Origin of the sequence: Burkholderia sp. NLJ2, assembly GCF_049487195.1 — a bacterium.
GTDB classification, from domain to species: domain Bacteria; phylum Pseudomonadota; class Gammaproteobacteria; order Burkholderiales; family Burkholderiaceae; genus Burkholderia; species Burkholderia pyrrocinia.
Genome location: NZ_CP137810.1, coordinates 2,549,655 through 2,562,991 on the forward strand (window position 1 = coordinate 2,549,655; position 13,337 = coordinate 2,562,991).

Consider the following 13,337-nt stretch of genomic DNA (forward strand, 5'->3'; position numbering starts at 1 on the left):
CCCGGTCAGTAGTACCAGTCCGTCTGATTCCAGACGCCGTAGTACGGATAGCCCGAGTACCAGTAGCCGTAATAGACGTCACGCCATTGCGTGCGCCATTTCCAGTCTTCTTCGTCTTCTTTCTTGGCCTTGCGCGCGAGCTCGAGCAGCTTCTTCGATTCCTTGTCGCCGCGGCCGGCCGCGATCGACAGCCACTTGTCCGCTTCGCGCGGATCGGAGCCCATCTCCTCGAGGCCGAACAGGTAGAAACTGCCGAGCGCCTTCTGCGCCCGCAGGTCGCCGCGCTCGGCGGCGTCGCGCATCCACTTGAGTGCCTGGTAGCTGTCCTGGCGCACGCCGTCGCCGCGGAAATAACGCAGGCCGAGATCGTAGGCCGCCTTCGGCTGGGCCTTCGCGGCCTGCTTCAGTGCGGCGATGCGCGGGTCTTCGCGATCTTCCGCATCGTCCTTCTTTGGGTAGGAGACCTGATCTTTAGGACGATAGGAACAGCCGGTGTCGTCGCAGATCCGCACCGTGTTGCCGGTCACGGACGGATCCTGCGCGCACGCGGCCAATAGCAACAGCAGCCCTGGTGCGAGTAAACGGCGGTACATTTTGGTACTTCCCTCAAGTTTTATTCGCGCCGACTGCTTCGCGCGATCCCGCCCCGCGAGCATGCACCGGCTTGCGCGCGACGCGGCGAACACCATCCGCCAGCGCCGACACGTAGCCCAAGGCTCTCTCAGGTTCTCTTTTCGTCTTGCATCACCACTGCACCGTCAGAAGCCGGCGAGAGGCATAGCGCGCCGCCCCGGCATTCGTTCAACTCCGCCACCGTGCCCGCTGCGGCACCGTCGAGCGGTGAATCGATGGCCGGCGCTCCTGGTTTTTTAAAGCACGCATCATCGATCGTCATTTTCTGTTTTCAAATGATACATATCGGTCTATATCATAGTCAAGACAACTTGCGAACGCGCATCATGTGGGCCCGCCGGGTCCGGGAGGCCGGTGGCAAGGCCGGATGTGACCGATCGGTACGATGCTAAAATAGTCGGTCTACGCAGTCGGAAGGATCAAGGAGGGAATTGTTCGTGAGAGCCAGCAAACGCCAGTTGGTGGTAGACAAAGCTACCGAACTGTTCTCGAAGCACGGGTTTCATCCGGTCGGTGTCGACTGGATCATCGACGATTCCCGCGTCGCCCGAATGACGCTCTATCGGCATTTTCCGAGCAAGGACGAACTGATCCGGGAAGTGCTGGTCCAGCGTTACGACCTGATCGTAGGCAGTATCGACACGCAACTGCAGCACGTCGTCGATCCGGTCGAGCGGGTCAAGACGATCTTCGACTGGTACGAAGCGTGGTTCAATACGCCGGCGTTCGCCGGCTGCCTGTTCGAGCGCGCACTGGCCGAATTCGGAACGGCGTATGCGCCCATCTCGGATGTCGCGATCCGCTATCGCCGCAAGATGGTCGAATGGATCGCCGAACTGCTCGCGGAGCTCGTATCTCCCGAAACGGCAAAACGGCTGGCCGCCGTTTATATGATGCTGCTGGACGGTGCGACAGTCGAAGCAAGAGCGTTCAACGATTCGGCGTCTGCGGGGCGAGCGTGGCAAGCTGCGAAATCGCTTCTGGAACAGGAAATGCGCGGCAGCACCGGGCAGGCGAAACATGCGGACGCCCATACGCAACACGTGTGACGGGTTGTCCTGAGCGTACGTTGCGGGTCTGCAAGATATGGGATCGGCGCCCCACTGCGCGATCGACGCCATGGCGGCCTGGCGACCGCGATTTCCCGTAACTTGTTCCGTGAAATATCGGTTCCATATCGAGCGCGCGCGATTGTGCGTACCTTGATGGGATATGTGCCGACACTATAATTTTTGAACGTAGATTCGCATTCGAACGGTATCCCGAACTCATCGAGAAAAGGGACACATTGCACCCCCCTTCCGTCCGGTCGTCGGATCGGCAAGAGATGACGGTTGACCCCTCACACCGATTCCCGCTGCACCCACATCGGCCGGATTTTCCATCGTCAGCCGGGCGCGAGCGCAGGAGCCACGCATGCAGGACAACCCGCCCATTACCGAAAATCACCTGCTTGCCGCGCTGCCGGACAATGAGCGCGCCCACCTCGCCGCACACCTGACGCTCGTCGACATGCCGTTGGGAAAAGTGCTGTACGAGTCGGGCGGCCAGCTTCATCACGTCTATTTTCCGACCACGTCGATCGTGTCGCTGCTGTATGTGATGGAGGATGGCTCGTCCGCTGAAATCGCGATCGTCGGCCATGAAGGCATGATCGGCGTGTCGCTGTTCATGGGCGGCGAAACGACGCCGAGTCGCGCCGTCGTGCAAAGCGCGGGGCAAGCCTACCGGCTCGACGCGAGCATCCTGAAAGAAGAATTCCGGCGCGGCAACGCGATGCAGCGCCTGTTGCTGCGCTATACCCAGGCGCTCATCACGCAGATGGCGCAGACTGCAGTGTGCAACCGGCATCACTCGATCGATCAGCAACTGTGTCGCTGGCTGCTGCTCAGCCTCGACCGCCTGCCTTCGAACCAGCTGCGCATGACGCAGGAGCTGATCGCCAACATGCTGGGCGTACGCAGATCGGGCGTGACGGAAGCGGCGCTAAAACTGCAGGACGCGGCTCTGATCCGCTACAACTACGGCCATATCGAGGTGCTGGACCGGCCGGGGCTCGAAAAGCGCGTGTGCGAATGCTACAGCGTGGTCAAACGCGAATTCGATCGCCTGCTTCCCGATCTGAAGCGGCTCTAGCCGCCACTGCGCGCATCGTACCGGCCTTCACGGCAGATGCCCTTGATGCCTGCGAAGGCGTGGAAGCGGACGATCGACACCTTGCCGCTATCGACGCGACGGCTCAGCTACCGTCAGGCTACCCAGTACGGCGTGCGGTTGTAGTACTGGTGAAGCGACATTCCCCACTGCGATTGCGTCATCACCGGCCAATGGTCGTCGTCGAAGCCCGGGGTGCCTTTGACATGCGCGCCGGTCACATCCAGATGGAAACATTTGTCGCCGGTATCGTATTTCATCGCACTCCACGGAATGGCGCAAAGCATCTCGCCCGTTCCTCCGCTGGAAGCAACTGCGTACGCAATTCTGCCGTGGTGCAAATCGAGCACGATGTCGAAGACGTATCCAATATCCTCACCGTCCGACGCGATGATCTTGCTGCCCTTCAGGACATCCGCGGTCGTGACCATACGACCGGGTTCATCGCCTGCGTCGCGTCCGACAAGCCTGCCCCCGTTGCCATCATCCCGAGATCGACTGGGGGTGTGGAGCATCCTCATGATGTCCTCCTTGGACAAGATCCGGGAATATCCATTTCGTGCACGGTCTCGACATTGACGACGGCACGCAACGCACGGGAAAACGCTGCGCGCACCGGCATCGGAAGTCGGTACGGTTCCGTACCTGGACACACCGGGAATATCGGCCCACCGTCGCGCTGTCCGATACCGCCGCGTTCATCGATATCGCCGGATACCGGCGACGACTCGTTGGATCCCGGTCACATTGGAAGCCGACACCCAGTTACGGCAGGGCCCGCCTGATGAAGACGGCATAGAGCGCTGTCATCCGTCATGTCCGAATGCTGTCGACCATCGACAGCGCATTCGCGATTGCGAACCGGACTTCACGCCACACGATGCCTTGTGCGGGCGCATCGTCGTCAACGCGACGATCGAATCGGTAGAAGCGCATTCCCGACTTGCGGGCGGCAAGGCCGTCGCGTCTCGGGCCATTCCGTTCGTCTTCGTCGCCGTCGTCTGTGCAACGCGCCGACCCGCGCCGCGCAACCGGCGCAACCGGCGCTAACGGTGCTTGAGGTGCGACGACTTCCGGTGATGCTTTCGATGGGCCGGGCGGGAAATCATCCTGGTGACACCGCCTATCGACGGAGGATCGCTGGCGGGGAACGTCCCCTCGACCGCCTCGTCGACATTGCGTTCGCTCTTGCCGCCGTTCGTATGCTGCTCTCGATACCTGTTGCGCATAGCCGCCTCCATGGAGCTGATTGTCGGACCAGGCGGACCCGGATTCGACTCGCCGCGTGCGGACGACCGCCAGCGTGGAATGCCGCCGGTCACGACGCCAGCATAGGCCCGATCTGAAAATTCCGCTGGGCACGATCGGGGGCCTACGCGTAACGCCGGACATCGGGAATCGGGAATCGGGAATCGGGAATCGGGAATCGGGCACGGTCGCAGCGCCGACAGGCGCAGGCAAACCGTCCGGCATCGGACAGACTGAGCCCGCGCATCCCGCGTATCGCTACGCTACCGGGCCGATTCCGGCTGCCTCGTTCGCCCGGCAGCCCATCGACGTCGCGATCCTCATTGCTTCGTGATCCTGACGACTAAGATCCGGAGGATGTTTCGCGGTCCCGCCGTGCCGACCTGGCGACGGTGGCGAATCGATGATCGCAGGTGCTGCCTGCGAGGGTCGTCGCCTGCCATTTCGTCGAGGGCCGGTTCAGTGGATATGTCCGCCGAGCAGCCCGAGCAATCCGATGACGATCAGGTAGATCGCAACGATGTAGTTCAACAGACGGGGCACGACGAGAATCAGAATGCCTGCGATCAGCGAAACCAGTGGGCCCGCGCTCGTGACGATGTGCATACGCCCTCCGCAAGATTGAAAACAACACATGAATACAACGCAAAGCCGCCCTCCCCGCCTCCGCCCTCGTTACAGCGACTTGAGCCGGGTGACACGCGAGCCTTTGGCGGTCGTGTAAGGGCGCGCAACGGTCGAGTCGGCGCCTGCGTCGATGATGTGGCGTTTGTCGATCCGGCCACTGGCGTCGGATGTATCGGTCGTCGTGCCCCCTGGACCGCGACTCCGATAGCAAGGATCGATCCCGGCGTACACCATGGAAGTGTTCGTCGCTGTGCGGTTCGCCCCAAGGGGTTCGCGGATATCCCTGACGCTACACACAGGCGAATGCGAATGCGGTACGAAAGCGTACCAAGCATGCAAAAACAGACAGACTGCACACCTCTCTTCGCGGCGATCGCGCCTGCGCCGATTCGCGTACGGCATCGTACCGACTTCCGTCGCAATTGCGCGCAATGTGTGTTCCGGCATCCTGATTGTTCAGTGCTAAAGCACCCGATACGAGGCCTCGATGGTTCCAGGTTTCGTACCGGCAGAACAGGCCACCAATGTCAAGGAGCAGTGTGATGAACAGGGATCAGGTGAGAGGCCGCATCGTGGAAGCGAAAGGCAAACTGAAGGAAATGGTCGGCAGGGTCATGGGAAATCGATCGACCAGAATGCGGGGCAAGGTCGAGCAGGTCGTCGGAAAGACACAGGCGTCATTCGGTGACGCGAAAGAGCAAATCAAGCGGCGGCCGTAGGGCGTTCGCGCGAACGGTTCCGTAGCGCAGCACGATCGCGCAAACGTGACGCGGATTTACCGGATGTTGACAGCGCGTGCATGCAACATCCGGCGATACCCGTTTCCCGACTGACGGTCACGATCTCGCCATGCGTCGGGTGTGGTCGCCGTGCGCGGCGGCAAGTGGCTTGTGCTGCTCGTCTCCCACGCCGGGAAAGAACGCGTCCCACGCATCGCGGACACCTTTCGCTGCGGTCGCATCCGCGGCAATCGTCTCCTGGTCGCCCGACTTGGCCGGATCGGAGCACAAGCCCCGCCAGCGCGTAAAAGTGAGCATCGGCTTTTCGGTCCAGTCGCCGTCGCCGAACTTCGCAAACGCCGTGTCGCCGCTCACCATTCGCACTTCATACCATCCGTCGCGAACAGGCGCGTATTGGTCCAGCGCAAACCATCGTGTAGTTTGGATTTTCATCATCGCCTCATGGGTCCATGGATCGTTGTACAGGACAAAACTCCGGTCCCGCCCGGTCAGTGCGTGCGCGCTATTCCGCGCACCGATTCAGCCACAGCCGGCCTGCGGCCGTCATATTGATCGAGCCGCCGGTGCGCGACTCGTATGCAAGCCCGTGAGTCAATAGTTCATTGGCTATGGCGCGTGGAATTTCGGCTTGGGAATCCGGAATTCGATCAAGCGATTTGAGGGTCTCGACGACCTCGGGTGAAAGTGGGATGCACATGGCGGCCTCCTCGGTGTTGAGTTCATCGTGAACCTGACGACACACGTTGGTCTGTACGGTATCGACTATTTGGAAGCGGGTTCTTCCGGCCCCGTAGTGGATCCTGCACCGCAACCCCGTGACTTTTCCGCATCGAAGCATAATTCGGCATCCGATGTTTTTTTTCGCAGCCCGTATCGAGCACGCGCACTACAGATTCCTGCCGGTTTTTTGTCAAGGCATCGGCGCCCTTGAATCCTTCGGCGCCAACGGCTGCTCTGTGAGGAGCAAATCACTTGTCGTCGAGGCTCATGTCCTTGATGCGGCGCAGCGCCCGCCGGCAGGCGGTTTCGAGCATGCGTGCATAGGTGGCGATCACCGCATGCCGGTTGCGGATGACCGCTTGCAGCGTTGCGTCGTCGACCACAGCCTTGTTCGGGAGCAGGCGCGGATGCCCAGCGGGAAGAGGTTGGTGCTCGCACCGGACGTCGCGAAATTCCGATAGCCGCTGAAGTGACCACAACCGTTGATCACGCCGCTGGCCCAGAACCGAATCCACATCATCTGGATCGCCCACGCCGCTACGCCAGGCAGCCCGAACAGCCCGACATCGATCACGGCCAGCAGCCCGACGCCGAGCTTCGGATAGCGGGCACAAACGTGGCGTTCGAGCCAGTCGTTCGGCGTACCCCATCCATATCGGCGCAGCGTTTCCTCGTTCCGCACTTCCGCCCGGTACAGTTCCGCGCCGCGCAGCAGCACGGTCGCGAGGCCTCGGGTTCGCGGGCTATGCGGATCTTCCGGCGTCTCGCTTCTCGCGTGATGCATGCGATGCACGCCAACCCACTGCAAGGTCAGCATGCCGGTCGTCAACCACAGCCAGAACCGGAAGAAGTGGCTGACGCCCGGGTGCAGATCCAGCGCCCGGTGCGCACTGACAGCGGTGCAGGTACACCGTCACGCCGATGAGGCGTGACATGCGTGAGCGCGAACACGACCCACGCAAGCTGCCACCAGGACAGCCTCAGCTTCGCCGTTCAGGAGAAATGCCGACATACCGGTCGCACTCCGCGCCACGCAGGTATCCGCGCGCGCTTCACCGTGACGGCGAGTGCGCGTGCCGATTCCCTACCCTTCGGCCGGCCTATTTTCCGACCTGATTGCCGATAACGCCGCCGACGGCCGCGCCGCCCACCGTGCCCAACGCACTGCCGCCCGTCAGGGCCGCGCCGGCAACGCCGCCGACACCCGCCCCGATCACGGTATCCGTTCCGCGGCGAGACATACCGCCGCAACCCGCCAGTACGACAATCGTCATGGTGACAATCGCCATCTCGACTGCCACGGAATGTAGCTTTCTCATGATCATCTCCTCGGGTTGCCGCGGCGCCGTCCAATCCGGCACGACGCACGGAAGCCCATGCGCTGACATCCCGATGAAATTCGGGACGTCGGTTCATGATGGGCGGTGAATCGCGCGCAGTCCGTCCGCTAACGTACCGGCCCGGATGCCGACCTGCCGCTTCACGGCAGCACCGTTTGCGCCGTCCCCAGCGTCACGACTGCGGGCTCTCAGAAAAGAGGGCTCTGGCCCCTGGAGAAATCAAGGACCCGGACACTTTTTTGAGACAACTGCATGGCGCTCGTCTCGAAGAACGTGTCCTTGCGCACGGGAATTCTCGGAAATGTCGTCCTTGAAAAGGTTGCCCGTCTACGTCTGGGTTCCGATCATCGGCATCGGCAGGCCGCATGAGTGGCTCACGATCCGCTTTTTCGAAGAATCGTGCGGCAGCCGCGCGGTCTCTTTGGCTCAATCGTGGTTTGAGCGATGAGTTCGCGAAAATCGATCTCGTGCGCGGCCAGCGCACCGATCAGCTTTGCGATGACCGCGAGGTGGGAGGGCACCGTGCCCTTGCTCGAATAGTTCGTGATCGAGCTTTCGTTCATCCGGATCAGACGGGCGAACTCGCGCGACGTCAGTTGCGCTTTTCTCAACTCCTGCTGAAATTCGGTATACGCCATTGCACACATGTTGCTTCGTCTCCGTGATTCAGAAATCGGCCCGCGCGGCGCCGGCGCCGACGGGTGGCGTTCCCGTCGTGCCGGCGCGCTGGCGGGTTACATCTTGACCTGGTCGAGGAAGGACTTCTTGCCACCCTTGTAGCCGTAGATCGAGATGATCCCGTGCGTCAGGTCGCCCTTCGCGTCGAACGTCGTCGTGCCGATCACGCCGTCGTACTTCGTCGCCGGCATCGCCGCGAGGATCTTCGCCGGATCCGTCGAGTTCGCGCGCTTCATCGCGTCGACGGCGATGTAGACCGCGTCGTACGCGAACGGCGCATCGAACTTGATGCCCTGGTTGAAGCGCTTCTCGTACTTCGCGACGAACGCCGCGCCGCCCGGCATCTTCTCGAGCGCGGCGCCGGCTTGCGAGCACAGCACGTTGTCGGCCGCCGGGCCGGCCAGTTCGGCCAGCGAGTCGGTGCACACGCCGTCGCCGGACAGGATCCTCGCGCGCAGGCCGAGCTGCTTCGCCTGCTTCGCGAGCGGGCCGCCGGTGGCGTCCATGCCGCCGTACATGATCGCGTCGGGGTTCTCGCCCTTGACCTTCGTCAGAATCGCGCGGAAGTCGACCGCCTTGTCGTTGGTCGCGTCGTGCGACAGCACCTTCAGGCCGAGCGCTTTCGCCTTCTTCTCGAACTCGTTCGCGAGACCCTGGCCGTAAGCGGTCGAATCGTCGATCACCGCCACGCTCTTCACGCCCTTCGACTGCGCGTAGCTTGCGAGCGCCGGGCCCTGCTGCGCGTCGGTCGCGACGACGCGGTAGGTCGTCTTGAAGCCTTGCTGCGTGTAGGTCGGGTTCGTGGCCGACGGCGATATCTGCACGATGCCCGCATCGCTGTAGATCTTCGACGCCGGGATCGACGTGCCCGAGTTCAGGTGGCCGATGACGGCGACGACCTTGTCGTCGACGAGCTTCTGCGCGACCTGCGTGGCCTGGCGCGGGTCGGCCGCGTCATCCTGCGCGTCGAGCTGCAGCGTGACCTTCTTGCCGCCGATCGTGAGCCCCTTCGCGTTGATTTCCTCGACCGCGAGGCGCGCACCGTTCTCGTTGTCCTTGCCGAGGTGCGAGATGCCGCCCGTCGTCGGTTCGACGCTGCCGATCTTCACGACCTGGTCGGCCATTGCATCCGCCGCAGCAGCAGCAAAAAGAAGCGCCGTTGCCCCGACCAGCACCTGTTTGCACACTTCATTCGCGTTCTTCTGATTCATCCGAGATTTCCTGAGAGATGAGAGACGACTGTATCGACGTCTCGATGGGTTACCCTTGCCTGCTACACATTTGAGACCTCACTCGCGCGACGGATCGAGCATCAATCGCTTGCAGTCGCACTGGCGTATGCCGCTGATATCGGTCGGAATCGTGACGTAGCGACCGCTTGCCCATAACGGCATCATGTCCGCGTACCACGTCGAAAAGCGGTTGCCCGACTGGCCCGCCGGCATCGCGAAGCGCGCAGCATCGGGGTCGGCCATGTCCACTACCATCCGCATCGCCGCGGCCATCTTCGTCTGATATGGCGCGACCTCATCGCTGAAATCGTTGCCGCCGACGTTGACCGTCATCATGTCGCCGCCCACCGGCACCCGCACGTCGAACCAGCGCGCGAGCCACGGCACCTGATGGAACGGCCGGTGCGGCGCGACCGCAGCGTGGGCGTCGCCCCAGCGCCACGCACGCATGTCGCGGCCGTAGCGCTGCGTCAGCTCGCGCAACGCGGTCCGCAGCGACGCACCGACCTGCGCGGCGCACGGATGCGCGGCCTGCGTACCCGCCCCCACGGGGCACCATGCTGCGCCAATCGCAGGATCGCGCAACGCATTCAGCAGCGCCTGGTGCAGGTTGCGCTGCGCCCAGTACGCCTTGAACAACTCATGACCGGAGCGCGGCTCGAAGATCGCCTGCGTGACCGCACGTTCCCATGCGTTCGCGATCAGCGGCTCGGCCCGGTCTGCACGCGCTTCGCGATCCCACGCACTGAGCCAGGCCAGCGCCTGCGCGGCGTCCGGATCGGCTTGCGGCCCCGCCTGCGCGATCAGCAGCCCGAGCAGATCGTCCTGTGACAGCGAGTGAACGTCGGCCTGGATCGCTTCAAAGCTGTCCAGCGTGTGTTTGTCCCGTGCGTCGAGCAGCGCGGTGATTCGCCTGTACCGGTAAGGCATCACCCACTCGCCGGTCAGGAAATGCGGATAGCCGTTCGGCACGATCCGGTTGTTGGCCGTCACGATGCGACCTTCCGGCGGGTTGAACGCCCGCGGCAATTCCGCGAACGGAACGAATCCGTTCCAGTCGTAACGGGCCACCCATCCCGGCGCCGGCACCTCGGTCATCAGATCGTTGTCGCGCGCGCGCAGCGGCACGCGTCCGGGCGCAATGAAGCCGATGTTGCCGTCCCGATCCGCATAGACGACGTTCTGCTGGGGCACGCCGAACTTCGACGCGGCATCGAGAAACGCGTCCCAGTTGCCCGCGTGATCGAAGCCGATGCCCGCTTCCATCGTGGTGTCGTCCGGCATCAGGGCCGTCCATTGCAGTGCGAGCACGTACTGGTCGGACTGGCGAAGCGCGTCCCGCGCCTTTGCGGAGACGTCGCTGACGACGGGGCCGTGGCGCGTTTCACGCACGGTCCAGCGCACCGGCGCCTGCCCCTTCACGCGGATGATCTCGGTGCGCGTGGAGAACGGCGCCCAGCCGGCCGGCGTACGGTATTGGTCGCGTTTCGCCGGATTCACCTGCTCGATGAAGAGGTCTTCGACGCTCGTGCCAGTATTGGTCAGCCCCCAAGCGATGCGTTCGTTGTGGCCGATCAGCACCAGCGGCAATCCGGGCACCGTACCACCGGCCACATTCAGGCGATCCGACTTCAGATGGGCCAAATAGAACAGGCCCGGCGTCGACAGCGTCAGGTGCGGGTCGTTCGCGAGCATCGGTTTGCCGCTGGCCGAGCGGCTGCCCGCGATCACCCAGTTGTTCGAGCCGATACCCTCGACACGCCGCGACGGCGCCGCGGCGAGCGCACCGACGGCCGACTCCGCGAGCGTCGACAGGTTGCGGTACAGCGGCACGTAGTCGGTCGTCGCCATCCGGGTCGAATCCTCGGGCGACGTCGTGATCAGTTGGTGGATCTGCTCGATCGGCAGCTTCTGCGCGAGCCGCATGCGCTCGATCTGCATTGCCATGTTGCCGCTCAGGTCCCACGCGAGGACCGACAGCCACGCGGCGGAATCGGCCGGCGTCCACGGTGCGGGCGCCGGCGCGCCGGTCATCAGGTACTCGACCGGCAGCGCCCCGCGCCGCGTTTGCAGATAGAAGTTGATTCCCGCCGCATAGCGCTCCAGCGCGAAACGGCCGTCGGGCGACAGATGGCGGACGATGCGCTCGGCATTGCGCCGCACGCCGAGCGTGCGCATGAAGGTGTCGACCGGCAGCGCGCGCGCGCCGAGGACCTCGGCCAGCGTTCCCGACGCGATGCGCCGGTTCATGTCGAGTTGCCAGAGCCGATCCTGCGCATGGACGAAACCCAGCGCAAAATACGCGTCGCCGTCGGTTGCCGCGACGATATGCGGAATGCCGTGCGTGTCGCGCGCGATCTCGACGCGCGCGCCGACCCCGGCCGGCCCGCCAGCGATGACGGTGCCGTCCAGCGCCGGCAGCGACGCCCGGCCATACAGGGCGACCCCACCCGCGCCCGCCGCAATCAGCAGGACGACGATCAGCAACGACCAACGGAAGACGCGATACAGCAAGGTGTTCTGCTCCTGGAAAGAATGACGCCGCGGCATCCGGCCGCGCAAACCTGCGCCGGCCGACGACGCAGCTCTGACGTTACTCCGCTTCGGCGAGCATGGATGCGGCCTCTCGATCCGCCGCACCCGGTTGCCCGGATGGCCACACGTCCACGCAGGCGGCCCCGAGCTTCGCAAGCAATTCGCCGATCTCGTCCGCAGAGATCGTCAGCGGCGGCAGCATGCGCAGCACGGCACCGAAACGGCCGCCCGATTCGACGATCAACCCGCGCGCCAGGCACGCCCGCTTCAGCCGGCGCGTCGTGTCGCCGTCGGCCGGCCGGCGCCCCGAGCGATCCGGCGGCCCGTCCGGATCGACGATCTCGACGCCCCACATCAGCCCACGCCCGCGAACGTCGCCGAAACCCGGAAAGCGGCTCGCCAGCTCGCGCAAGCCGAGTTCGAGCTGCCGGCCCTGCTCCTGCACGCGGCCCGCGATATCGTCGTCGCGCATCACCTCGAGCAGTGCGGTGCCGGCGGCCATTGCGATCTGGTTGCCGCGAAATGTGCCCGCGTGCGCGCCGGCTTTCCAGCCGTCGTAACGCTCGTGATACAGCACCGCGGACAGCGGGAACCCACCGCCGATTGCCTTCGAGATCAGGATCGCGTCAGGCACGATGCCCGCGTGCTCGAATGCGAACATCGTGCCGGTACGGCCGAATCCTGTCTGGATCTCGTCGATCACGAGCGGGATGCCGAAACGTTCGGTGAGCTCGCGCAGCCCGCGCAGCCACGAGGCCGGCGCGGGAATCACCCCGCCTTCGCCCTGCACGGCCTCGACGACGATCGCGGCCGGCGCGACGATGCCGCTCTCGGGATCGCTCAGCACGCGCTCGATGTAGGCGAGCGACAGCGCTTCCGTGTCCGAGCCGTCGGTGCCGAACGGGCAGCGATACGCATACGGATACGGCAGGAAGTGCACGTCCGGCATCAGCGACGCGACCTCTGCCTTCGCCGTCAGGTTGCCCGTCAGCGCCAGCGCGCCCGCGGTCATGCCGTGATAGCCGCCGTGAAACGCCAGGATCGAGCGCCGCCCGGTGGCCGTCTTCATCAACTTGACGACGGCCTCGGTCGCATCCGCGCCGGACGGCCCGCAAAACTGGATGCGGGCATGCCGCGCGAACGCGTCGGGCAGCGCGTCGAACAGCGCTTCGATGAAGCGGCTCTTCGCGGGCGTCGTGATGTCGAGCGCCTGGAGCAACTGGTCCGATTGCAGAAAATCGATGACCTGGTCGCGGACATACGGGTGATTGTGGCCCAGTGCCAGCGTGCCCGCGCACGACAGGCAGTCGAGATATTCGTTTCCATCGCTGTCAACCACGTGCACGCCCCGGCCTTTCACGAATACGCGGCCCAGTGCGTTCGCATAGGTGCGCGCGCTCGACTCGCGTTGCCGGACGAACTCGAACATG

14 protein-coding genes and 1 pseudogene are annotated in these 13,337 nt (G+C 63.9%); 4 read left to right on the forward strand and 11 right to left on the reverse strand.

The window, feature by feature from the left end; translation table 11 throughout:
* Positions 1–5: 5 nt before the first annotated feature.
* Together R9B84_RS33925 and R9B84_RS33930 are read right to left on the reverse strand one after the other, a co-directional pair.
* A complete protein-coding gene (locus R9B84_RS33925; protein WP_423761775.1) occupies positions 6–593 on the reverse strand; it encodes a tetratricopeptide repeat protein in 588 nt (195 codons plus the stop codon).
* Positions 594–721: 128 nt separating this feature from the next.
* A complete protein-coding gene (locus R9B84_RS33930; RefSeq protein ID WP_423761776.1) occupies positions 722–895 on the reverse strand; it encodes a hypothetical protein in 174 nt (57 codons plus the stop codon).
* 175 nt (positions 896–1,070) lie between these two features.
* On the opposite strand from R9B84_RS33930, the gene R9B84_RS33935 reads away from it, so the two are divergent.
* Entirely contained in the window at positions 1,071–1,682 is a 612-nt protein-coding gene (locus R9B84_RS33935; RefSeq protein ID WP_423761777.1) for a TetR/AcrR family transcriptional regulator, read from the forward strand.
* A gap of 367 nt (positions 1,683–2,049) precedes the next feature.
* Entirely contained in the window at positions 2,050–2,769 is a 720-nt protein-coding gene (locus R9B84_RS33940) for a Crp/Fnr family transcriptional regulator (RefSeq protein ID WP_423761778.1), read from the forward strand.
* 113 nt (positions 2,770–2,882) lie between these two features.
* Here the strand turns inward: R9B84_RS33940 and R9B84_RS33945 are convergent, their stop codons facing one another.
* The gene (locus R9B84_RS33945) at positions 2,883–3,308 is read right to left on the reverse strand and encodes a PRC-barrel domain-containing protein (RefSeq protein WP_423761779.1); all 426 of its coding nucleotides are present in this window, start codon (positions 3,306–3,308) and stop codon (positions 2,883–2,885) included.
* A 226-nt stretch (positions 3,309–3,534) separates the two neighbouring features.
* Between R9B84_RS33945 and R9B84_RS33950 the strand changes: the two genes are divergently transcribed.
* Positions 3,535–3,837, forward strand: coding sequence for a hypothetical protein (locus R9B84_RS33950; protein WP_423761780.1), 303 nt, complete (start codon positions 3,535–3,537; stop codon positions 3,835–3,837).
* Between the two features lie 657 nt (positions 3,838–4,494).
* Here the strand turns inward: R9B84_RS33950 and R9B84_RS33955 are convergent.
* On the reverse strand, positions 4,495–4,641 hold the full coding sequence (locus tag R9B84_RS33955) for a DUF3096 domain-containing protein (RefSeq protein ID WP_423761781.1): 147 nt from the start codon (positions 4,639–4,641) through the stop codon (positions 4,495–4,497).
* A gap of 563 nt (positions 4,642–5,204) precedes the next feature.
* Here R9B84_RS33955 and R9B84_RS33960 point away from each other — a divergent pair.
* Positions 5,205–5,381: a CsbD family protein gene (locus R9B84_RS33960; RefSeq protein ID WP_423761782.1), complete on the forward strand. Its 177-nt coding sequence runs from the start codon at positions 5,205–5,207 to the stop codon at positions 5,379–5,381.
* A gap of 117 nt (positions 5,382–5,498) precedes the next feature.
* On the opposite strand, the gene R9B84_RS33965 is transcribed toward R9B84_RS33960, so the two are convergent.
* The 7 genes and pseudogenes from R9B84_RS33965 to R9B84_RS33995 form a co-directional block, all read right to left on the reverse strand.
* Positions 5,499–5,834, reverse strand: a complete 336-nt coding sequence (locus R9B84_RS33965) for a hypothetical protein (protein ID WP_423761783.1) — start codon at positions 5,832–5,834, stop codon at positions 5,499–5,501.
* Between the two features lie 539 nt (positions 5,835–6,373).
* Positions 6,374–7,134, reverse strand: a pseudogene (locus tag R9B84_RS33970) (fatty acid desaturase); the annotation flags it as partial.
* An 88-nt stretch (positions 7,135–7,222) separates the two neighbouring features.
* The gene (locus tag R9B84_RS33975) at positions 7,223–7,447 is read right to left on the reverse strand and encodes a glycine zipper 2TM domain-containing protein (RefSeq protein ID WP_423761784.1); all 225 of its coding nucleotides are present in this window, start codon (positions 7,445–7,447) and stop codon (positions 7,223–7,225) included.
* Positions 7,448–7,836: 389 nt separating this feature from the next.
* Positions 7,837–8,109, reverse strand: a complete 273-nt coding sequence (locus tag R9B84_RS33980; protein WP_423761785.1) for an XRE family transcriptional regulator — start codon at positions 8,107–8,109, stop codon at positions 7,837–7,839.
* 87 nt (positions 8,110–8,196) lie between these two features.
* A complete protein-coding gene (locus tag R9B84_RS33985; RefSeq protein WP_423761786.1) occupies positions 8,197–9,351 on the reverse strand; it encodes a branched-chain amino acid ABC transporter substrate-binding protein in 1,155 nt (384 codons plus the stop codon).
* A 78-nt stretch (positions 9,352–9,429) separates the two neighbouring features.
* Entirely contained in the window at positions 9,430–11,886 is a 2,457-nt protein-coding gene (locus R9B84_RS33990) for a penicillin acylase family protein (protein ID WP_423761787.1), read from the reverse strand.
* 79 nt (positions 11,887–11,965) lie between these two features.
* Complete coding sequence (locus R9B84_RS33995; protein ID WP_423761788.1) at positions 11,966–13,336, reverse strand: diaminobutyrate--2-oxoglutarate transaminase family protein; 1,371 nt, start codon at positions 13,334–13,336, stop codon at positions 11,966–11,968.
* Between the last annotated feature and the right edge of the window lies 1 nt (position 13,337).

Coding starts and splice junctions, on each gene's coding strand:
- R9B84_RS33925 (WP_423761775.1), bottom strand. CDS start 593: ATGTACCGCCGTTTACTCGCACCAGGGCTGCTGTTGCTATTGGCCGCG.
- R9B84_RS33930 (WP_423761776.1), bottom strand. CDS start 895: ATGACGATCGATGATGCGTGCTTTAAAAAACCAGGAGCGCCGGCCATC.
- R9B84_RS33940 (WP_423761778.1), top strand. CDS start 2,050: ATGCAGGACAACCCGCCCATTACCGAAAATCACCTGCTTGCCGCGCTG.
- R9B84_RS33945 (WP_423761779.1), bottom strand. CDS start 3,308: ATGAGGATGCTCCACACCCCCAGTCGATCTCGGGATGATGGCAACGGG.
- R9B84_RS33955 (WP_423761781.1), bottom strand. CDS start 4,641: ATGCACATCGTCACGAGCGCGGGCCCACTGGTTTCGCTGATCGCAGGC.
- R9B84_RS33960 (WP_423761782.1), top strand. CDS start 5,205: ATGAACAGGGATCAGGTGAGAGGCCGCATCGTGGAAGCGAAAGGCAAA.
- R9B84_RS33965 (WP_423761783.1), bottom strand. CDS start 5,834: ATGAAAATCCAAACTACACGATGGTTTGCGCTGGACCAATACGCGCCT.
- R9B84_RS33975 (WP_423761784.1), bottom strand. CDS start 7,447: ATGATCATGAGAAAGCTACATTCCGTGGCAGTCGAGATGGCGATTGTC.
- R9B84_RS33980 (WP_423761785.1), bottom strand. CDS start 8,109: ATGTGTGCAATGGCGTATACCGAATTTCAGCAGGAGTTGAGAAAAGCG.
- R9B84_RS33985 (WP_423761786.1), bottom strand. CDS start 9,351: ATGAATCAGAAGAACGCGAATGAAGTGTGCAAACAGGTGCTGGTCGGG.
- R9B84_RS33995 (WP_423761788.1), bottom strand. CDS start 13,336: ATGTTCGAGTTCGTCCGGCAACGCGAGTCGAGCGCGCGCACCTATGCG.